Raw genomic sequence first — 19703 nt, forward strand, 5'->3', positions numbered from 1 at the left:
TCGTCGTACCTGGGTCGTGCGGAGCCCGCGGCGGGCGTCACATGCGCTCGAAGGAACGGAACCGCTCCCAGTCCGTGACGGCCGTGTCGTACGCGGTCTGCTCGACGCGCGCCATGTGGAGGTAGTGCTCGACGACTTCGTCGCCGAAGGCCGCGCGTGCGACGGGGCTCGCCTCCCACAGGTCCGCCGCCTCGCGCAGCGTCGTCGGCACGTGGGCGGCGTCGCCCGCGTACGCGTTGCCCGTACAGGGCTCGGGCAGCTCCAGTTCCTGCTCGATGCCGTGGAGGCCGGCGGCGACCATGCCCGCGACGGCGAGATAGGGGTTCACGTCGCCGCCGGGCAGGCGGTTCTCGAAGCGGTGCGCGGGGCCGTGGCCGACGACGCGCAGGGCGCAGGTGCGGTTGTCGGGCCCCCAGGCGACGGCGGTGGGGGCGAAGGAGCCGGGGCGGAAGCGCTTGTAGGAGTTGATGTTCGGCGCGTAGAGCAGGGTGAAGTCCCGCAGCGCGGCGAGCTGTCCGGCGAGGAAGTGCCGCATCGTCCTCGACATGCCGTACGGGCCGTCGTCGTCGGCGAGCACGGGCCGTCCGGCCTCGTCGCGCAGCGAGAGGTGGATGTGGCAGGAGTTGCCCTCGCGCTCGTCGTACTTCGCCATGAAGGTGAGGGCCATGCCCTCCTGGGCGGCGATCTCCTTGGCGCCCGTCTTGTAGACGGAGTGCTGGTCACAGGTGGTCAGCGCCTCGTCGTAGACGAACACGATCTCGTGCTGGCCGAGGTTGCACTCGCCCTTGGCGGACTCGACGGTGAGCCCGGCCGCGCCCATCTCGTTGCGGATGCGGCGCAGCAGCGGTTCGACGCGGCCGGTGCCGAGGACGGAGTAGTCGCTGTTGTACTGGTTGGCGGGGGTCATGCCGCGGTAGGCGCGGCCCCACGCCTCCTCGTAGGTGTCCTTGAAGACCATGAACTCCAGCTCGGTGCCCGCGTACGCGGTCCAGCCGTGCTCGGCGAGCCGGTCGAGCTGGCCGCGCAGGATCTGCCGCGGGGAGGCGAGGACGGGCGAGCCGTCGTGCCAGGCGAGGTCGGCGGTGATCAGGGCGGTGCCGGGGTGCCAGGGGGCGCGGCGCAGGGTGGCGGGGTCGGCGTGCATGGCGAAGTCGCCGTAGCCGCGCTCCCACGAGGACATGGCGTAGCCGGGCACGGTGTTGAGGTCGACGTCCACGGCGAGGAGGTAGTTGCAGCCCTCGGTGCCGCCTTCCAGGACCTGTTCGAGGAAGTAGCGGGCCGCGAACCGCTTGCCCTGGAGCCTTCCCTGCATATCGGTGAAGGCGAGGACGACGGTGTCGATCTCCCCGGAGTCCACGAGCCTGCGCAGCTCCTCGACGGCGAGCGGGGGCGTGCGGTCTGCCACGGTTTTGCCTCCTGTCGGTCCGGCCGGGAGGTCTTAAGGTAGGCCCGTGGACCATTGATTGGGAAGGGGTCTCGATGGACGGGAGTTCAACGGACCGGCTGGCGCCGGTGCTGCGGCCGGTCCGCGCGGGCAACGGCTTCGAGGAGGCGCTGGAGCAGATACTCCAGATCGTCCGCCTGGGGCTGGTGCCGGAGGGGGAACGGCTCCCCTCCGAGCGCGAGTTGGCGGAGCGGCTGCGGATCAGCCGGGTCACGCTGCGCGAGGCGCTGAAGGTGCTCCAGGACCAGGGGCTGGTGGAGAGCAGGCGCGGGCGGTACGGGGGGACGTTCGTGCGCGCCCGACCCGCCACGGCGGCCGGGGAGCGGGCGGGCGCCGCCCGGGCGGAGGTCGACGTCGAGGACACGCTGCGGTTCCGGGAGGTGCTGGAGGTGGGCGCGGCGGGGCTGTGCGCCGCCCACTGCCTCGACGAGGAGCAGGCGGCCCGGCTGCGGGCGGCGCTGGACGCCACGCACGACGCGCCCCTGGCCGAATACCGGCGTCTGGACACGCTGTTCCACCTGACGCTCGCGGAGCTGTCGGGGTCGCCGACGCTGGCGGCGCAGTACGCGGCGGTCCGGGCGACGGTCAACGAGCTGCTCGACCGCATCCCCCTGCTGGTCCGCAACCTCGAACACTCGCAGCTCCAGCACACCGCGCTGGTCGACGCCGTGCTGGCCGGGGACGCGGAGGCCGCGCGCGAGGTGATGCGCGAGCACTGCTGCGGCACGGCGGCGCTGCTGCGCGGCTTCCTGTCCTGACGGGCACCGGGGAGGGGCATCGGTAACCAGGGTTTTACGCAAGGGGGTTGCCTTACGCGCCACACCAAGGCAAAGGTATGGCGCGAAACCTTTACTCCCGAGGGCAGGAGCGGCTCATGGCCGATCGCACGGAGACACCCCCCGCACCGCCCGCCGCCCCCCACCACAGCCCGGCCGGCTATCTGGAGAAGCGCACGCTGCGCCGGGGCAGCGCCGGTCCGCTCCTGCTGACCGGCCTGGGCGTGGCGTACGTCGTCTCCGGCGACTACTCCGGCTGGAACTTCGGCCTCGCGCACGGCGGTTTCGGCGGGCTCGCCGTCGCCGCCGCCCTCATGGGCCTGATGTACACCTGCATGGTCTTCGCGCTCGCCGAGCTGGCCTCCGTGCTGCCCACGGCGGGCGGCGGCTACGGCTTCGCACGCCGCGCGCTCGGCCCCTGGGGCGGCTTCCTCACCGGCACCGCCATCCTCATCGAGTACGTCCTCGCGCCCGCGGCGATCTCCGTCTTCATCGGCGACTACGTCGAGTCGCTGCACCTCTTCGGGCTCACCTCGTCCTGGCCTGTCTACCTGGCCTGCTTCGCCGTCTTCATCGGCATCCACCTGTGGGGCGTCGGCGAGGCGCTGAAGTTCAGCTTCGTCGTGACGGGGGTGGCGGTCGCCGCACTGCTGATCTTCGCGGTGGGCGCGTTCACGGACTTCGACGCGGGACGGCTGCGGGACATCCCCGTCGACCACGGCGCCTTCGGCGCCACGTCCTGGCTGCCGTTCGGGGTGCTGGGCATCTGGGCGTCGTTCCCCTTCGGCATGTGGTTCTTCCTCGGCGTCGAGGGCGTGCCGCTGGCCGCCGAGGAGACCAAGGACCCGGCGCGCTCGCTGCCGAGGGCCATGGCCACCTCCATGGGCATCCTGCTCGTCCTGGCCCTCGGCACGTTCCTCGCCGCCACCGGCGCGGGCGGCGCCGACGCCCTGAAGGACGCGGGCAACCCACTGGTCGCGGCGGTGCAGAGCGACGGGCACGCGACCGTACTGGGCCGGATCGTCAACTACGCCGGGCTCGCGGGCCTGGTGGCCTCCTTCTTCTCCCTCATCTACGCCGGCTCGCGCCAGCTCTTCGCCCTCTCCCGGGCCGGCTACCTCCCCCGCCTCCTCTCCCTCACCAGCCGCCGCAAGGCCCCCTACCTCGGGCTGCTGGTGCCCGGCGCGCTCGGCTTCACCCTCGCCGCGGCGACCGGCGACGGGGCGCGCATGCTGAACGTCGCGGTGTTCGGCGCCACCATCTCCTACGCCCTGATGTCGCTCTCCCATATCGTGCTGCGCCGCCGCGAGCCGGGTCTTGAGCGGCCGTACCGCACGCCGGGCGGCGTGGTGACCTCGGTCGTCGCCTTCGTGCTCGCGTGCGCCGCCCTGGTCGCGACGTTCCTGGTGGACACGGTGGCCGCGATGATCGCGCTGGGCGTCTACGCGGTCGCCGCCGCGTACTTCGCCCTCTACAGCAGGCACCGGCTGGTGGCGAGCGCGCCGGAGGAGGAGTTCGCGGCGCTCGCCGCGGCGGAAGCCGAGCTCGCACATGACTGACACACGACCGACCCGGAAGGACAAGCACGCATGGACGCACAGCCGTTGATCGGCATCACCACCTACCTCACACGGGCCCGCTGGGGCGTCGCGTGGGACACCCGAGCGGCCGTGCTCCCCGCCGCGTACGCGGAGCACGTCCAGCGCGCGGGCGGCCTGGCCGTCCTGCTCCCGCCGGACGATCCGGCGACGGCACGGGCCATGGTCCGGCTCCTGGACGGCCTGGTCCTCGCGGGCGGCGACGACCTGGACCCGGCGCTGTACGGACAGGAGCGGCACCCCCGCGCGGGAGCCCCCGTCCCGGAGCGCGACCGCTGGGAACTGGCCCTGCTCGCCGAGGCGTTGCGGCAGGAGCTGCCCGTGCTCGGCGTCTGCCGCGGCATGCAGCTGATGAACGTGCACGCGGGAGGCACACTCGTGCAGCACCTGCCGGACGTGGTCGGCCACGAGGGCCACAACCCGGTCGCCGGCGCCTTCTGCGACCACCTGGTCAAACCGCTCCCGTCGACGCGCCTGGGCGAGCTGCTGCCCGAGCCGTGCGACGTGGCGACCCACCACCACCAGGGCGTGGACCGGCTGGGCGAGGGCCTGGTGGTCTCGGCGTACGCGGAGGACGGCACGGTCGAGGCGCTGGAGTACGAGGGCCGCGCGGCCTTCGCCCTGGGGGTCCAGTGGCACCCGGAGGTGCGGCCGGACCTACGGTTGGCGGAGGCCTTGGTGGCGGCCTCCCGGAACTGACCGCCGCTACCGGGCCTGCGGGACCGGGAGGAACTGGTTGGACCGTGACATGCTGGTTGGAACCTGGTCGCACGTGAGTTGACGTGCGTGCGACCTGCAGCTCGACAGGTGATCGAAGCGCGGGAGGGATCGGTTATGGGGGTGGCCGTGCTCGATTCGACCGTGCGGCATCAGCGGCGGGTGCGGCAGCGGTGCGGGGGTTGGCGCTACCGGGAGTTGATGGGGCGCGCGCTGGTAATGCCACGGGCGCGTCAACAGGTGTTCCAGTGGCGCCTGCGGCGCTGCGCCCGGCGCGCCAGCGCGGCGGACCTGGTGGAGTTGTTCGACTACGGCTGGCGAGAACGTCTGGTGGTCTGCTGGTTGATTGCGGCTGGGCGCCGTAGCGAGCTGCGGCCTCGCATCGCGCAGGATCTGGGCGATCCGCGGCCGCAGGGAGACCTGAGCTTGCACTGCGTCGCGCTGGCCTGCCTCGGCACGGAGCAGGATGCCCGGATCCTGAGAGACTATCTGACCATGTGCCTCGCGCTGGTCGGGGAGGACGAGCGGCACTGCCAGGCTGATGCCATGGGGGCACTGCTGTATCTCGATCACGACCTCGGCACCGACCATGCCGCAGCGATCCTCGCTGCAGGCGGGCCCTGGGCGCAGTGGCCGGGTTCGGCAAGCGTGTCCCTGGAGGAGCAGAGGTGTGAGATTGCCGCCCTGGTGGCTTTCGCCCGCGGTGCGGATCCCGGCATTCGCGCTCGCGTGGCATGAAGGAAAGCACTCACCACCGCTGAGGGCCTTGGATCTCGTCCCCGCCAACCGGCAGCTCGGTCTTGCCCGCCTTCCAGGTACGCAGCCTGCCCACCCGCACGCTCAACTGGCCAACTACCACGCTCAGTCACATCAGGGTACGGCCCAGAGGCGGACGGTGCCGCTTTCGAGGCCCGCCGCGAGGGTCTTCCCGTCCGGGCTGAACGCCAGCTGCTGGATGGCGCTGCCGCTGGTGAAGGTGGCGGTCACCGAGCCCGAGGCCGTGTCCCACACGAAGGCGGTCCCGTCCCTGTCGGCGCTGGCCAGCAACCGGCTGCCGGGGTGGAACGCGAGCGCTTGGACCGTGGCCTTGTGGCGGTCCAGGACGGCCATGTCCTTGCGGGTACCGGCGTTCCACAGCCGCACCGTGTAACCCGGCTGCACGGCGGCCAGGATCTGGCCGTCCGGGCTGAACACCGCATACCTCCAGAACTTGGTCTTGCCGTCGCCGACGGTGGCCACGACCTGATCGGCGGGCATCTGCCGCAGCTGGAAGGGATCACCGGCGGCCAGCAGGGTGCCGTCCGGGCTGAACGCCGTCGGCCCGTTCTTCGATTCCTCGTGGACGGCGAGGGTGCGGCCCGAGGGCACGTCCCACACGTACAGCCCCTTGGCGCTGCTCGCGGCCAGCGTCCTGCCGTCCGGGCTGAGGCCGACGGAGTCGAGGTAGCCGTCCTGGAGCTGGTACGACGTGGACCCGGTGAAGGCGGCGCCGGCGCGGCCGGTGGCCACGTCGTACAGCTGGATCTTGTTCTCGTCCGCCCTGGCCAGGAGTCCGAGATCCCGGCTGAACACGTTCGGCTGGCTGTACTTGGCGATGTCGATGTGTGTGACGGTGCTGTGCCGGGTGGACATGTCCCACCGCCAGATCGTGCCGTCCGGGCTGGAGGCGGCCAGCGTCCTGCCGTCCGGGCTGAAGGCGAGGCCCTCGGCGCCGTCGGGTCCCTTGAGGGAGTTGCCGTCGTCCTGGCTCAGCAGGAGGGGGACTCCGACCGCCGCGGCCGCGCCGACCGCGAGGCCGCCGAAGATCAGCGTGCGCCGTGACACGCGTCGCGTGGCCGGTGCGGGGGCGGGCGGCATCGGCGGGGCGGGCGGCATCGGGGTGGAGGGCACTGCCGGAACGGGGGCCGCCTGTGTGGCGGCGTACGGATTCGCGCCCACGCCCGGGTCCGGTACCGTAGCGGGCCGCGTCTGCTGAGCAGGTGGCCGGTGCGGCGGTGCGTGCCGCGCCGGGGTCAGGACCACCGTCTGCTCGGGCCGGGCCGTGGGCAGGGCCGCCCCGCTCACGGGGGCTCCCGCGAAGCGGGCGGGGAGGTCGGCGACGGAGGGCCGGTCGGCCGGGTCCTTGGCCAGGCAGGAGGTCAGAAGGCGCAGCAGCTCGCCGTCGAGGCCGTCGAGCGCGGGCGGCTCGTCCAGGATCCGCTGGACGACCGTCAGGAGGGTGGGTGCGTCGAAGGGGCTGCGGCCGGTGGCGGCGAAGGCCAGGACCGAACCGAGCGCGAACACGTCGCTGGCGGGCCCGGCCCGGTCGGCACGTATCTGCTCCGGCGACATATAGGAATAGGTGCCGATGACCGCGCCGGTGGCGGTGAGTGAACTGGCGTCCACGGCACGGGCGATGCCGAAGTCGATGATGCGGGGCCCGTCCTCGGCGAGGATGACGTTGCCGGGCTTGAGATCGCGGTGGACCAGGCCGCACTTGTGGATCGCCGCGAGTCCCTCGGCCAGGCCCGCGCCCAGGCGGAGGGCGGCGTCGGGGGCGAGGGGCCCCTGGTCGGCGACGACCTGCTGCAGGGTCGGGCCGGGGATGTACGCGGTGACGAGCCAGGGGGAAGGGGCGTCGGGGTCGGCGTCGACGACCTGGGCGGTGTGGAAGCCGCCGACCTGGCGCGCGGCATCCACCTCACGGGCGAAACGGGCCCGGAACTGCGGGGTCGCGGCCAGCTCGGGCCGGATCACCTTCACCGCGACCTTGCGGCCGCCCGGCGAGGTGGCGAGGTAGACGTGCCCCATGCCGCCCGCGCCCAGCCGGCCGTCCAGCCGATAGGGGCCGACCCGCTGGGGATCGTCGGGCCACAACGCGTCCATGATTACCGTCCGTTGAAGGGGTGGGGGCGTCCGCCGGGGAGGCGGGGTCGCTACGGAAGCTTCCAGAGCTGGATCGAGACGGCGGACTCCACGGTCGCGCCGACCTGGTTGAGAGCGGCCGCGAGAGTCCCGCCGTCCGGGCTGATGGCCAGCGCCGAGATCGAGGTGTCCCTGTCGGACTCGGGCATGGTGCCGGTCAGGGTCGTGGTGACGCGCCCGGTGGACAGGTCCCAGAGGCTGACGGTCTTGCCCGTGTTGTCCTGGGTGTTGGGCTCGCGCACGCCTCCGGCACCCGCGATCATCGCTTTGCCCGGGCGGTACGCCGCCGTGTAGACGTACGGATGGGCGTCGGTGAGCGTCGCCGTGTGCCGCTCGCTGGCCAGGTCCCACAGGTGGACGCCGGGGCCCGCGCCGGCCACGGTTTTGCCGTCCGGGCTGAACATCACCCAGTTGAAGTGTTCCCGCCCCTCGATGGTGAGGGTCTTGAGGTGACGGCCGGTGTCGGCGGCCCAGAGCCAGATCCTGCCGCCTGCGGCTTCCGAGGCCACGCTGGCCACGGTCTTGCCGTCCGGGCTGAACGCGATGCGATTCATGCTGCCGGCGTGACCGCCGAGGGTGGCGAAGACGCGACCGGTGGACGGCGTCATGAGCTCGACCCGTCCGGCGACGCCCACGGCGAGCGTCGTGCCGTCCGGGTTGAACGCCAGGCAGTTGACGTAGTCGTTCTGGCCGTCGTACGAGGCGGCGACGCTCATCGGCCTGCCGGTGCGCAGGTCCCAGCTCCGCAGGGTCTTGTCGAAGCCACCGGAGTACAGGGTGTGGCCGTCCGGACTGAAGGCCAGGGACATGACGTTGGCGGTGTGCCCCTGGTACGTCGTGAGCGTACGGCCGGTGGCGACGTCCCACAGCCGGACCGTGTTGTCGTAACTGCCGCTGGCCAGGGTTTTGCCGTCCGGGGCGAAGGCGAGGCACTCGATCTCGGAGGTGTGGCCGCTCAGGCGCGTGACGGGCTTGGCGGGGTCCGGGTCCGTGCCGGACCCCCGCCAGAGGAAGTACGCGGGGACGGCGGCCGCAGCCGTCGCGGTGGCGGCTATCCCGCCGAACAACAGCGCGCGCCGGGGAAGCGACTTGGCGGGGGCGGCGGGCGAGGTGGTGGGGTCGGCGGCCGGTGCAGTGGGGTCGGCGCCCGGTGCGGTGGGCAGGTCGTTGAACACGACATCGGGCGCGGTGACAGCCCCGGTGACCGAGAGGCGGGTCAGGACGTCGGCGGTGGAGGGCCGGTCGGCGGGGTCCTTGGCCAGGCACGCGGTGACCAGGTCGCGCAGGCCGCCGAAGAGTCCGTCGAGCCGGGGAGGTTCACTGGTGACCCGATGGACGATGGCCGGCACGGTCGTCGCGTCGAAGGGGCTGCGGCCGGTGGCGGCGAAGGCCAGGACCGAACCGAGCGCGAACACATCGCTGGCGGGCCCGGCCCGGTCGGCACGTATCTGCTCCGGCGACATATAGGCGTACGTGCCGATGACCGCGCCGGTGCGGGTCATCGTCTCGGCGCCCTGGTCGTGCGCGATGCCGAAGTCGATGATGCGGGGCCCGTCCTCGGCGAGGATCACGTTGCCGGGCTTGAGATCACGGTGCACGAGGCCGCACTTGTGGATCGCCGCGAGTCCCTCGGCCAGGCCCGCGCCCAGGCGGAGCACGACCTCGGGGGCGAGGGGGCCCCGCTCGACGACGACTTGTTGGAGGGTGGCGCCGGGTATGTAGGCGGTGACCAGCCAAGGGGATTCGGCACCGGGGTCGGCGTCGACGACCTGGGCGGTGTGGAACCCGCCGACCTGGCGCGCGGCATCCACCTCACGGGCGAAACGGGCCCGGAACTGCGGGGTCGCGGCCAGCTCCGGCCGGATCACCTTCACCGCGACCTTGCGCCCGCCCGGCGAAGCGGCGAGGTAGACCTGCCCCATGCCGCCCGCGCCCAGCCGGCCCTCCAGTTGGTACGGGCCGACACGCCGGGGGTCTCCGGGGCCCAGGGGCTCGACCATGCGCTACTCGAATCTGCCAGGGATTGCGGGCGGTATCACGGACGGCATTGAACCATGATCCAGCGCATCAGGACGATGGGATCGAAATCTCGTCCGCATCGGCCCACGGCCCGAGGATCCGTGGGCCCGGCCGTCGTCACGGGTGCCCCGCACTCCGGTGGCATCGGGCCCGGCCCCGCCCGGCCCCGCGGGCATCAGCCCGGTGCGGGGCACCCGCCGAGCCAGGGCGCGGCGGCGGCCAGGGCCGCCGGCTCCCCCCGCCCGATCGGGCCGAACGCTCCGCGCCGCACGGCGAGTCCGGGGCAGCCGGAGCCTGGTGCCGCCAGGGGGCGGATGCGCCAGGTGACGGTCCGCAGCGGGGCCACGGCCCGGCGGAGGTGTTCCGCGGCTCCGGGCGCGCACAGGGAGGCGGCGTCGAGGACGAGGACGCGGTCGAGTCCTCTGGTGGCGGCGTCCGTCACGATCTGCCGGAGCGCCGTCTCCCGGTCGTTCCCCATGGCGGCGGGCACGAGCCATTCCGCGAGCCAGCCGATGTCGAGGTCGTCGAGGACCCGCCGGGCCTCCTCCCAGGTCTCCCGGGAGCCGTCGGCGACCAGGCAGACGACGGCGTCGAAGTCGGCGAGGGGGCTGTCGAGTTGCCTGTGCGCCCGGTCGAGCACGTCCCGCGTGTGGTCCTCGCCGACCAGGCCGCGCAGATGTTCCGTCAGACCGTCGGCGGCGAGGCCGAGTTCACGGTGGCCGATGAGGTAGTTGCGTACGCGTTCGAGCAGGGTGAGGGGGAAGGTCGGCCCCTGCGGCCGGGTGAAGCGGTGCAGCCAGCGGACGCCCGGGTGGCACAGCACCCGGCCGCCGCCGCGCCGGACCTTCTCGTGGAGGTAGCCCTCCTCCCCGCCGTGGGCGCGGAAACGCGGGTTGATGCCGGGCCAGGCGTCGGTGCGGCAGGCGAACAGGCCGAGGCCCTGCATGCCCACCTCGAACGGCTTCCCCCGGGGGTCGGCGCCCCGCGGGTCGGTCCGCCACACGCCGAACATGCCGTCGCCCCACTCGGGGTCCAGGTGGGTGGACGGCGGCTCGCGGCCGTCGTCCAACCCGTCCGCGATCATGGGCCCTTGGAGCAGGTCACGGCTGTCCGGGCGCTGCTCGAAGTGGTCGAGCACCGCGCGCACGGCCCCCGGGGCGAGCAGGACGTGGGAGTCCAGGCACAGGGTGACGGGCGACTCCGACACCCTGAAGACGAGGTCCCGGACGGCGGTGCTCGCGTACTGCCCGAAGGGCAGGTAGCGGTAGCCCGGTATGCGGTCCGCGAGGGCGCGCAGCGCGGGCGCGACCGGCCCGGACGGGTTGTTGTCCACCACGACGAACTGCGCGTCGGCCAGTTCCGGGGCGTGGGACAGCCGGAGCGCCTGGAGCGTGAAGTACACGCCGTCGTAGTCGTCGTAGGTCGCCATGCCGACGGTGATCCGGCTCATGGTGCGTTCCCTTCGTCGCCGGGGTCCTCGCCGGGGGCCTCCGAGAAGCCGCGCAGGCGCAGGACCCGCTGGTGGTCGGGGAAGGCCCGGGTCGTGGCCGGGTGCGTACCCCTCATGTAGTGGCGCTGCCATCCGTCCGCGGCGGACGGGTCGCCCGCCACGAAGGCCTGGGCGAAGTCGATGCGGCTCTCGTGCCAGGCCCGGTGGTCGTCGGCGTCCGGCATACGGGCGAGCGGGGCGCGCCGGGGGCGGAGGCTTTCAAGGTCGCCGCGCCGCTGGGGGACGAGCATGAGGGCGGGTTCGCCCGCCGCGAAGGTGATGTCGGCGCCGGGCCGGGTGATCTTCCAGTTCATGGTGAACGTGGCGACGGCCCAGTCGGCCTCCACCAGCCCTTCGAGCGGGTGCGCCCCGTCCTTGGGGGCGTTGGCGGGGCCGCGGACGAGCAGGTTCCAGCCGGGTGGCGTCCGGATCAGATAGGGGACGTGGAAGGTCAGGATGCCGTGGCCGAAGTGGCTCATCGCCGGGGCGGGGGCGTCCTCGCGGGCGTAGCGGACGGTCAGGTCCTCCGTCGCGTCCCCGCCGTTCCAGCGCACGGTGAAGGTGCTGTTGTTGAGGATCCACCAGCCGTTCTGGTTGGCGACGCGCAGGGGGAGGCAGCGGTAGGTGTGGCGGAGGGTGGCCCGGTCCAGCCAGTCCCGTTGGGCGGGGGCGGGGACGATGGGCATGTCCGGGGTGTCCGGCAGGCGGTAGGCCACCATGACGGGTTCGGGGTCGTGGTGTTCTGCGGAGATCGACGTGCCCTTTCCGGTGGGGTGGTGGCTGTGTGCGGTGACGCCCACTCCGCGTCCGCGGAGTGGGCGCCGGCGGTGGCGGGCTCAGATGACGGTGACGCTGCCGGTGCCGGTGGCGAAGGCGGGCGATCCGAGGGCGAAGGTGACGGGCGCGGGGCCGGGCGCGGCACCCGCCTCGATGAGGACGGCGGTGTAGAAGACGATCCACTGGCCGGGGGCGAGGTTCACCGGTACGCCGGAGCACGTCGACGTGCTCCCGTCCGGGGAGAGCGTGCCCGGGTGGCTCAGGTCGCCTTCTCCGTCGCGCCAGGTGCCCAGGTATCCGTTGGCGAGCCGCGTTCCGGCCGGGGCGGTGAGCACCACGGTCTGGATGCCGATCGTGGTGGCCCCGGTGTTCGTCACCAGCACAGAGGCGATCACCTGGGAGCCCGGACCGCCCGGCTGCGGGGTCCGTGGCGCGATGGTGGCGGTGAGGGGCGGGGGCGTGGTGGTGACGGGAGGCGGGGTCGTGGTGACCGGTGGAGGTGTTGTCGTCACCGGTGGACGTGTCGTGGTCACGGGTGGAGGTGTCGTCGTGACCGGCGGACGCGTGGTGGTCACCGGCGGACGGGTCGTGGTGACCGGCGGAGGTGTCGTCGTCACGGGCGGACGTGTCGTCGTGACCGGCGGGCGGGTGGTGGTCACCGGCGGAGGCGTCGTGACCGGCGGGCGCGTCGTCGTCACCGGCGGGGCCGGCGGCTTCGTGGGCACGGGAATCCACGGGAGCGGGATCCACAGGGACCTGCCCTGCGGATCGACCGCCTGGACCGTTACTTCGGAGTCGTCCGGTATCTCGAAACCGGGCGGCAGCTGCGCCTCGACGCTTTCGAAGTCGTTCGGCGGCTGGGCCTCGCCGCTGTTGTCCTCGGTCATCGCGGAGTTCTCCTTCTCGTGGTGGTGGGGGTCGGTCACGGCACCGCGATCCATGCGGTGCCGTCATGCCGGATGCGGTCGTGTGCGGCGGTCCGCGAAGGCGTGCGCCAGGCCACGGCGCCCTCGGTGAACCGGCGTCGGGGCGGCAGGAGTTTGACGAGCGAGGTCCCGGCCATGATCAAGGTGGTCGCGGCGACCACGGTGGCGAGGGCCTGGAAGCCGGAGCCGGGCCTCCTGGAAGAGAGGGCGGAGGCCCCGGCGGCGCCGACCGCGCCGAGGGGCGGCAGAGCTCCGTACATCATGTGGCGCACCAGCGTTCCTCGCGCCGGTGGGCCATGTCCCACAAAGAGCGCAGGTAGACGGCGTGCTGGAACATGTCGTAGCCGAGTTCGACGGCGAGCGTGCCCGCGAGCACCTGCGACTTCCAGCCCGCGCCGCGGGCGGTGACGGTCTTCTCGGCGACGAAGACCAGGCCGACGGCTATCCAGAAGGGCGTGAACTCCGGGCGCCCGCGCTTCAGCATCCAGCCGGTGAAGAAGAGGTAGAGGGCGAGGAAGACCACGGACAGGCCCATGAAGCCCTGGCGGAGGAAGTAAGGGGCGGTGACCCGGGTCCAGCCGTAGTCGCGCAGGTTCTCCAGGGCCCCGCGCTGCCAGCGCAGCCGCTGGTGCCAGAGGGCGGGCAGGCTGGTCATGACCTCGGTGACGACCGCGCAGCCCGGCGGGGAGACGGTGCGGTAGCCCAGCGTCCGGACGGCTTTGGTGATCTCGTCGTCCTCGGTGAGCGAGGCGAGGGAGTAGTAGGAGGTGCCGCCGCCGATGCGCCCGGCGAGCCGGGCGGCCTTGACCTCCCGCAGCGTACGGACGCGGAAGAGGGTGGCGGTGCCGGTGAGGACGTCGGCGCGGTAGCCGCGGCGGGCGATCTCGCGGGCGTACCGGTGGAACTCGATGCGCTGGAGGGCACCGAGGAGGCCGCCGCCGCGCTCCCCGTAGAAGATGCCGCCGACCGCCCCGACGGTGCGGTCCATGGCCTCGACGGCGCTGGTGAGGAAGGCGGGCCGCAGGACGGTGTCGGCGTCCTGGACGAGGACGAAGTCACCGGCCGCGAGCTCGTGCAGGAGGCTGTCCAGGGCCTGGTTGAGGGCGCCGGCCTTCTTGTGCCGGTTGAGGTGCGAGGCGATGACGGTCGCGCCGTTGGCGCGGGCGATCGCCGGGGTGTCGTCGGTGCAGTTGTCGGCCACCACGACGACGCGGTGCGGCGGGCGTTCCTGACGGTACAGGGCCGCGATCGACGCGGCGATGCGCTGAGCCTCGTTGTGGGCGGGGATCAGCGCCACGATGCGGGGCCCGGGGCCGGTGTCGTCCTGCCGTTCGGGGACGGGGACGCGGCGGGCTCTGCGGGCGATGCGCGGCCTTCGCATGAGGGTGCACTCCTGGAACCGTTGTCGCGGCGATGCTGTGGGTGGTGCCGTCGTCCTGGCGGCGCGGGCGGGGGTGCGGCGCACGGGGCGCCGCACCCCCCTGTGTCATCCCGGTCGGCCGGCCGACCGGCCGGTCACTTGGCGGGCTTGACGTCGATCGTGTCGCTCGCCGTGGCGAAGACCGGTTCGCCCAGCTGGATGCCGACCTGGAGCTGACCGCGGGCGGTGCCCTCGACCTGCAGGGCCGGGTACAGCGACACCCAGGCGTCCTTGCCGGGGCCGCTCGGCTCCAGGTTCAGCGCGACGGCGGGGCAGGTCAGGGTGCGCTGATCGGCCGACAGCACGCCCTGGGCGACGACCTCCCGGCTCTCGTCCGTCCACCGGGTGAAGGCCACGTGGTCCTCGGTGAAGCGCGTGCCCTCGGGGGCGGTGAAGACAATCTTGGTCGTCCCGATGGTGCGCTGACCGGTGTTGCGGACGACGAACGGCGGGTAGACCCAGCGGTCCTGCCCGGCGGTCGCCTCCAGCCGCACCGTCTTGATGGTGGCGCGCAGCCCCGGGTCGATGGTGCGGGGCGCGGTGTAGCGGTAGTAGACGCTGCCGAGCTGGAAGGCGTCCTCCAGCTTGGCCGGGTCCCAGCCGATGGCGCTCGGCGAGCCGTCGGGGTTGAGGGCCTGGGGCCAGACCAGGAAGCGGTAGTAACCGGGCTTGTCCCCGAGCTGCCGCAGGTCGAGTGCGGGCAGGGTCACCTTGCGGCCCGTACCGGAGTCCTTGTGGCCCTCGGCCTTCTGCAGCTGCGGGGTGGGGGTGTAGTGGGACGGCGTGCCGTCCTCGTGCACCAGCTGGTAGTAGACGTGGTCGCTGTTGCTCCCCGCCACGCCCTGCTCGCCCTGGCGCAGGTTGACCAGGTCGATGATGAACTTGTCACCGGGGATGCGGCCGTTGTCCGCCACGAAACCGAAGCCGGCCTGACTGTTGGGCGAGCCGCCCCAGTTGTTGTCGTAGGGCAGCCGCACGAACGGCCGGCCGACCTTCTCCGGGTCGCTCTTCTGCCAGGCCCCGGCGAGCACCTCGATCTCCGGGTTCGCCGTACGGACGTCCCCGCTGTCGAGGACGACGTCGACGCGGATCGGGTACTTACGGCTGTAGGCCGGACGGGGATCGGCGTCGACGTTGAGGTCACCGCGCAGGGTGAAGGTGATGAGGTCGGAGTCGTCGAGGAAGGTGAGGTCGATGACCTCGAACTCCTGGTCGATGCCACCGCGGCCGCGCTTGACCTCGGCGGTGTTCATGTCCGCCTGGCCGTTGCCGGTGTAGGAGTACTTGATCTCCTTGATCTTCACCCCCATCGGCACCCGGATGCGGCCGTCGAAGCGGAACTCACTGTCCCAGGTGGCGAACCGGTTGGCATGACCGAGGGTGCGGATGCCGGTCCATTCGGGGTCCAACGTCACGGCCTCGGTGGGTAATACGGGCGTGCTCATGCGGATTTCTCTCCTCTTCGTCGAGAGTCAAGGGATTGGGGTCGGCGTGCTTTCGCATACGGTTTGCGGGAGTGTGCCCGACTCCGGGGCAGTGAGCGGCAATTCAATACTTCTCCGGAAGGGGCGTCAATTGCGCGGAAATTGATCTCGGCCACCGGCCGAGCGGGTCGGGGCGGCCGTTCAACTACCTCTCACGTCACACCAGCAACTGTGTTCACCGCAGGAGTCACAGCGGACGCTGCCCATGGGGCACTTGGCGAGGCAGCAGAAGTATTGACCGCCCCTGGAGCGCGGCCGGTTTTTTCGGTCGCCGGGGCGAATAAGCGCCAACGTGCTTGTTTTGCGCCGTTTATCGACTGTCGACGCACGGGCCCTCTTGACAGCGCCTCGCCGCCACTGCCGGCTCAGTGGAACGGATGCGCAGGGTGGCGGTTCTCCACGGCTTTTCCCCTGCGCGGCCGCCCGGCGCCTCGTCCGGAATTCCCGCCCATCCCCCGTTGATCCCATAGGGCTGCGCGCCACCGTGGTCCTGATCCCGCCGTGAGGCCTGCCACATGACTGCTGCCCGCGGTGGGCGATTCGTCCGGTATCGCTGCCGCGGCGCGAGGCGCTCGGCTTGCGGCGGCGGATGCGGCGCCATGGTTCACCGCCGGGAGGTCGGCTGAAATCTCTTGGCGGGCTGCGGGGTACGGCGGGCGTTGAGCAATTGTTTATCCCGGATTCGGGGTGCGCGATTTCAGTGCGTCAGGTGCGCTTTTACGCAATGGTGGGCTTGCCGCTCGTTCACGACACCTCGGCCGCATCCCGAAAATTGACGTGACCGAGAGTTGGACCGGCGGCTCGCGTGCGTCCAGATCGTCCTCGTGCACACGGTAGGAGTCGGGATGCGGGAAGGCAGTGGTGAGCAGGTCGTAGTTGGTGCTTGAGTCCGCGTGCCAGCCCCAGCCCGCCCCGGATCGGGACAGGAGGTTCACCGCGCCGCCGGCGCTCTGCCGGAGCAGATACTCTCGGTACTGGTCCGGGAACGCGATGCCCAGCTCCGCCTCCGCTTCGCGGATATCCGCTTCGGACAGCGGCGGCGCCGGGCAGGCAACCCCCCACCGGGGCGGTGGATCAGCCCACCGGCGTGCCGCACAGCGCGGAGTCGACGACCTGCTCCCGCTTCGTCCCTCCTGCGTTGCTCACCAGGAGGTAGCCGTTGGTCACCAGTGCCGCGTGCCGGCCGTCGTCGGTGGCGAAGGTCCCGGACGAGTGGCCGGTCAGCAAGTCGCCGAAGTGGCCCCAGGCCTGCCCGCCGCAGGACAGGTCGAGCCGCCACAGCCCGAGGCCGTAACCCATATTGGCGGGAAGACCGGGCATGGGCACCGTCGTACGCATCTGGGCCAGCATCGCCGGTGACACGAGTTTGCCGTCGGCCAGTGCCTGGTCGAACGCGGTCATGTCCTGTTCGGTCGAGGCCATGGCCCCGGCCGTGGCGAACTTGGACAGCTCCACGGCGAAGGTCGCGTTGGTCCAGAGGAAGAACGGGCCCACCCGGCCGCCGAGATAGCCGGGCAGATACGGGTCGTCGAGCCTCCTGTCGCCGGCACGGGGGTAGGCGGTCCGGGTCAGGCCGAGTGGCTTGATGATCCTGGCGGTGATCGCGTCCCCGGCCGGCATGCCGGTGATCTGCTCGATCAGCATGCCGATCACCAGGTAGTCGACGTTGGAGTACCCCCAGCCGGCGCCCGGTGCGAACTGCGGGGGTTTGGTCAGCCCGGCACGGACCAGCTCCCGCAGGCTGTAGGTGCCGTCCGGGTTGGCCTTGGCATTGGTCACGTCGCGCGCGATTCCGCTGGTGTGCTGCAGGATCTGCCGTACCGAGATCTTGTTCCCGTCGTAGCCGTTGCCTGCGACAACGCCGGGCAGATACCGCTCGATCGGCGCGTCCAGCTCGACCTTGCCCTCGTCGACCAGTTGCAGGACCACGACCGCGGCGAACGTCTTGGTCTGACTGGCGATGCGGAACTGGTCGTTGGGCCCGATGGGCCGCTTGGCGCCGGTGTCCGCGGTCCCGCTGTGCAGATCCCACGAGCCGACGCGGTTGCCGGCGTGGACAGCCGCACCCGGCCCGGCACCGACTTGATAGCTGTCGAGCAGTGCCTGGGTGTCGGCGTGGTCGGCGGCCGGCTGCGCCTGCGCCGACACGGCCGTCGTCATCGCCACGGCGGCGGCGATGACGACGGCCGCCAGCCGCGGTATGCCGCGGCGTCTGGTCGCCCTGCTGTCCCGACCGGATATTCCGGGCCCGCTCGGTCCCGAAGGGAAACAAGTCTTCATTGAGCTCCCGCTTTCCTAGGTTGACCTCGGCCCCGGGAGCGAGCACCGTTTCCCCGCACAGCGACGGTCCGGCCGGCGACGAACGCTCATGGGATTCCCCGCTCGCAGGGGCGGCGTGCCCATGAATAATCGCGTTCGCGCTGTCAGCGGGCCAGACCGCCGGACCGGCCACTTTGGCCGGTCCGGCGGTCTGCCTGGCAGCCATCACGCTCCTCCTCCTGAGGGATCAGCTCAGCACTGTGTGGGCCTCGGTGTAGTGGCGGGCTTGCCGCTCGTTCACGGCCTTCAACTCGTCGAGGTCATCCGCGAACAAGGCCCGCCAGCCCTCGGCGTCCAGGCGCCGGCATTCCCCGCACGGGGGCTTCTGCGGACGCGGGGTGCAGGGCGGCCCACTGGTGTGGGGCAGCGGGACGACGACGGGCCAGGAGCGCGGGGCGTTCACGGCGTGAGCTCCGCCCTGTGGTCACGGAGTGCCTGGGCCGACAGAGCCAGCCCCCTTCCGGCATGCGGGCGAATTCATCGAGAAGGGCGTCGCCGCGGAGGACATCCCGAAACACCTCAAGAATGCCCTGACCGATGGCAAGACCGTCGGCCAACAGGGTGCCGACGGCGAACGACCGATCTACGAAGCCGTGTTCAATGGGAGAACCCACCGAGGCGCCATCACAGTGGGCGACAACGGTTTCATCGTAGGAGCGAACCCCGTATGAGCCACCAGGACGAACCTCGTCATCTCCTCGTACGCGCAAGAGGAGACCGGTCGCCCCTGTACACGTCGGATGCAGGGTTCTACGCAGACCCCGACGACTTCACCAGCGGTGTTCCGGTCGACGATCCAGGCCTGGGGCTTTCCGGGGACCTGGCGCACGGCCTGGTCTCTTGGTCCACGGCCCGCCCGCTGGGGGGCTTTGCCTCCCGTCCCCCGCTGCGCAAGCATGTCAAGAAGGGCTTGGAGCTCGTCCAGACGCTGGCGAAGCACTTGGGCCCCACGTGGGTCGTGCGCTACTGGGACGAACAACACGGCTCAGCGAAGTTCGTGTGCTGGGGATGCCAACGCCTGCATTGGACCCTCGACGCACACGGTAATCCGCCTCATCCCCTCCACATGGTCGTCGAAGGCGAGTACAAGTGGGGTCCGCTCCGTGCGGAGGGGTTCGGCGATTTCATGCCGGACGATCCAGCTGCCGCCCTCGGGCTCTCCGACGACCTGGTCGACGACTTGTACAAATGGTCGGCGGACTTCGACGCCAACATGAACCTGTACTTGGAGGAGCGTGACGGGGAAAAGGACGATGCCCGCCGCAGGGAACTGGACCGTCGCGGTGAGGAACTGACCGAACGGGTCGCTCGCGAGCTGGCCCCGGGCAGGACCGTGAGGTACGGCGGGCTCGCTTAGACCGTGTCCTATGTGGTGAGGCGGACGAGTCGTTTATAGCAGCAGATCGCGGCTGCGAGCCCGAGAAAGGTCAGGTAGTTGCGGGAGCGCGTTCATAGCGGTGGTCGATGCCCTTGCGCGCGATGCGCACGCCGATGTGCTTCCCACGTGACCCTCGACCATGGGCTTCAGGGCTTGGCTGTCGTGGGTGTTGGCGGCGGAGACGCCGACCTCCTGGAGACAGGTCACCGGCTGCCCCGCAGCCCTCTGACGGCAGCCGGCGAACGGTGACGACGCCGTCAGCTGTCGGATCGCTCAGCGGTAGTGGGCGGCCTTGCGGCGCCGGGAGGGCTCCATCACGTCGGGTACCACCCGGCCTCCGACAGTTTGTCGTCCTTGAGGGGCTGCGGTGCGGCGATGGCCGGGGTGGCGAGGAGTCCGAGACCGGCCGCGGCGGTGACAGCGTGTCTGCGAGTTATGCCGGTGGGACTCAA

19 protein-coding genes and 1 pseudogene are annotated in these 19703 nt (G+C 71.4%); 6 read left to right on the forward strand and 14 right to left on the reverse strand.

The features are described from left to right. Positions 1 to 37: 37 nt before the first annotated feature. Positions 38 to 1405: a glutamine synthetase family protein gene (locus DXZ73_RS11080; RefSeq protein WP_116210834.1), complete on the reverse strand. Its 1368-nt coding sequence runs from the start codon at positions 1403 to 1405 to the stop codon at positions 38 to 40. 74 nt (positions 1406 to 1479) lie between these two features. On the opposite strand from DXZ73_RS11080, the gene DXZ73_RS11085 reads away from it, so the two are divergent. The 4 genes from DXZ73_RS11085 (at position 1480) to DXZ73_RS11100 (ending at position 5273) form a co-directional block, all read left to right on the forward strand. Next, entirely contained in the window at positions 1480 to 2202 is a 723-nt protein-coding gene (locus DXZ73_RS11085; RefSeq protein ID WP_116210835.1) for a FadR/GntR family transcriptional regulator, read from the forward strand. A gap of 116 nt (positions 2203 to 2318) precedes the next feature. Continuing rightward, positions 2319 to 3779: an ethanolamine permease gene (gene eat / locus DXZ73_RS11090; RefSeq protein ID WP_116210836.1), complete on the forward strand. Its 1461-nt coding sequence runs from the start codon at positions 2319 to 2321 to the stop codon at positions 3777 to 3779. Positions 3780 to 3809: 30 nt separating this feature from the next. Then, positions 3810 to 4517: a gamma-glutamyl-gamma-aminobutyrate hydrolase family protein gene (locus DXZ73_RS11095; RefSeq protein WP_116210837.1), complete on the forward strand. Its 708-nt coding sequence runs from the start codon at positions 3810 to 3812 to the stop codon at positions 4515 to 4517. Between the two features lie 147 nt (positions 4518 to 4664). Then, positions 4665 to 5273 carry a DUF6000 family protein gene (locus tag DXZ73_RS11100; RefSeq protein WP_162890143.1) on the forward strand — a complete coding sequence of 203 codons (609 nt, stop codon included), beginning with the start codon at positions 4665 to 4667 and terminating at the stop codon, positions 5271 to 5273. 132 nt (positions 5274 to 5405) lie between these two features. Here DXZ73_RS11100 and DXZ73_RS11105 read toward each other — a convergent pair whose 3' ends face one another. The 11 genes from DXZ73_RS11105 to DXZ73_RS11155 form a co-directional block, all read right to left on the reverse strand. Continuing rightward, a complete protein-coding gene (locus DXZ73_RS11105; RefSeq protein WP_116210839.1) occupies positions 5406 to 7400 on the reverse strand; it encodes a WD40 repeat domain-containing serine/threonine protein kinase in 1995 nt (664 codons plus the stop codon). 50 nt (positions 7401 to 7450) lie between these two features. Continuing rightward, positions 7451 to 9439: a WD40 repeat domain-containing serine/threonine protein kinase gene (locus tag DXZ73_RS11110; RefSeq protein ID WP_116210840.1), complete on the reverse strand. Its 1989-nt coding sequence runs from the start codon at positions 9437 to 9439 to the stop codon at positions 7451 to 7453. A 194-nt stretch (positions 9440 to 9633) separates the two neighbouring features. Further along, positions 9634 to 10908 (reverse strand): glycosyltransferase, encoded by a 1275-nt coding sequence (locus tag DXZ73_RS11115; RefSeq protein ID WP_116210841.1) that lies wholly within the window; start codon positions 10906 to 10908, stop codon positions 9634 to 9636. Beyond that, positions 10905 to 11747, reverse strand: a complete 843-nt coding sequence (locus DXZ73_RS11120) for a DUF6065 family protein (protein ID WP_116210842.1) — start codon at positions 11745 to 11747, stop codon at positions 10905 to 10907. Before DXZ73_RS11120 ends, DXZ73_RS11115 begins: the two co-directional genes overlap by 4 nt. A 36-nt stretch (positions 11748 to 11783) precedes the next feature. Then, positions 11784 to 12650 carry a hypothetical protein gene (locus DXZ73_RS38770; RefSeq protein ID WP_205519150.1) on the reverse strand — a complete coding sequence of 289 codons (867 nt, stop codon included), beginning with the start codon at positions 12648 to 12650 and terminating at the stop codon, positions 11784 to 11786. After that, entirely contained in the window at positions 12647 to 12913 is a 267-nt protein-coding gene (locus DXZ73_RS11130) for a hypothetical protein (RefSeq protein ID WP_162889878.1), read from the reverse strand. The genes DXZ73_RS38770 and DXZ73_RS11130 overlap by 4 nt, the downstream gene beginning before the upstream one ends. Then, positions 12910 to 14031, reverse strand: a complete 1122-nt coding sequence (locus tag DXZ73_RS11135) for a glycosyltransferase (RefSeq protein WP_116210844.1) — start codon at positions 14029 to 14031, stop codon at positions 12910 to 12912. Before DXZ73_RS11135 ends, DXZ73_RS11130 begins: the two co-directional genes overlap by 4 nt. A 134-nt stretch (positions 14032 to 14165) precedes the next feature. Further along, complete coding sequence (locus DXZ73_RS11140; RefSeq protein WP_116210845.1) at positions 14166 to 15515, reverse strand: hypothetical protein; 1350 nt, start codon at positions 15513 to 15515, stop codon at positions 14166 to 14168. Positions 15516 to 16225: 710 nt separating this feature from the next. Beyond that, the gene (locus DXZ73_RS40570) at positions 16226 to 16588 is read right to left on the reverse strand and encodes an SMI1/KNR4 family protein (RefSeq protein ID WP_116210846.1); all 363 of its coding nucleotides are present in this window, start codon (positions 16586 to 16588) and stop codon (positions 16226 to 16228) included. Positions 16589 to 16628: 40 nt separating this feature from the next. Beyond that, positions 16629 to 17714 carry a serine hydrolase domain-containing protein gene (locus DXZ73_RS11150; RefSeq protein ID WP_240351719.1) on the reverse strand — a complete coding sequence of 362 codons (1086 nt, stop codon included), beginning with the start codon at positions 17712 to 17714 and terminating at the stop codon, positions 16629 to 16631. Between the two features lie 346 nt (positions 17715 to 18060). Beyond that, positions 18061 to 18276: a hypothetical protein gene (locus DXZ73_RS11155; RefSeq protein ID WP_116210848.1), complete on the reverse strand. Its 216-nt coding sequence runs from the start codon at positions 18274 to 18276 to the stop codon at positions 18061 to 18063. A 28-nt stretch (positions 18277 to 18304) separates the two neighbouring features. Between DXZ73_RS11155 and DXZ73_RS11160 the strand changes: the two genes are divergently transcribed. Next, a complete protein-coding gene (locus DXZ73_RS11160) occupies positions 18305 to 18544 on the forward strand; it encodes a hypothetical protein (protein WP_116210849.1) in 240 nt (79 codons plus the stop codon). Further along, positions 18541 to 19230 carry a hypothetical protein gene (locus tag DXZ73_RS11165; protein ID WP_116210850.1) on the forward strand — a complete coding sequence of 230 codons (690 nt, stop codon included), beginning with the start codon at positions 18541 to 18543 and terminating at the stop codon, positions 19228 to 19230. The genes DXZ73_RS11160 and DXZ73_RS11165 overlap by 4 nt, the downstream gene beginning before the upstream one ends. Positions 19231 to 19238: 8 nt before the next feature. On the opposite strand, the pseudogene DXZ73_RS38775 reads toward DXZ73_RS11165, so the two are convergent. Both DXZ73_RS38775 and DXZ73_RS38055 read right to left on the reverse strand, forming a co-directional pair. Then, positions 19239 to 19440: pseudogene (locus DXZ73_RS38775) on the reverse strand (IS5/IS1182 family transposase); the annotation flags it as partial. 125 nt (positions 19441 to 19565) lie between these two features. After that, positions 19566 to 19703, reverse strand: coding sequence for a hypothetical protein (locus tag DXZ73_RS38055; protein WP_162889879.1), 138 nt, complete (start codon positions 19701 to 19703; stop codon positions 19566 to 19568).

This window comes from Streptoverticillium olivoreticuli subsp. olivoreticuli, from assembly GCF_003391135.1.
Lineage (GTDB): Bacteria > Actinomycetota > Actinomycetes > Streptomycetales > Streptomycetaceae > Streptomyces > Streptomyces blastmyceticus.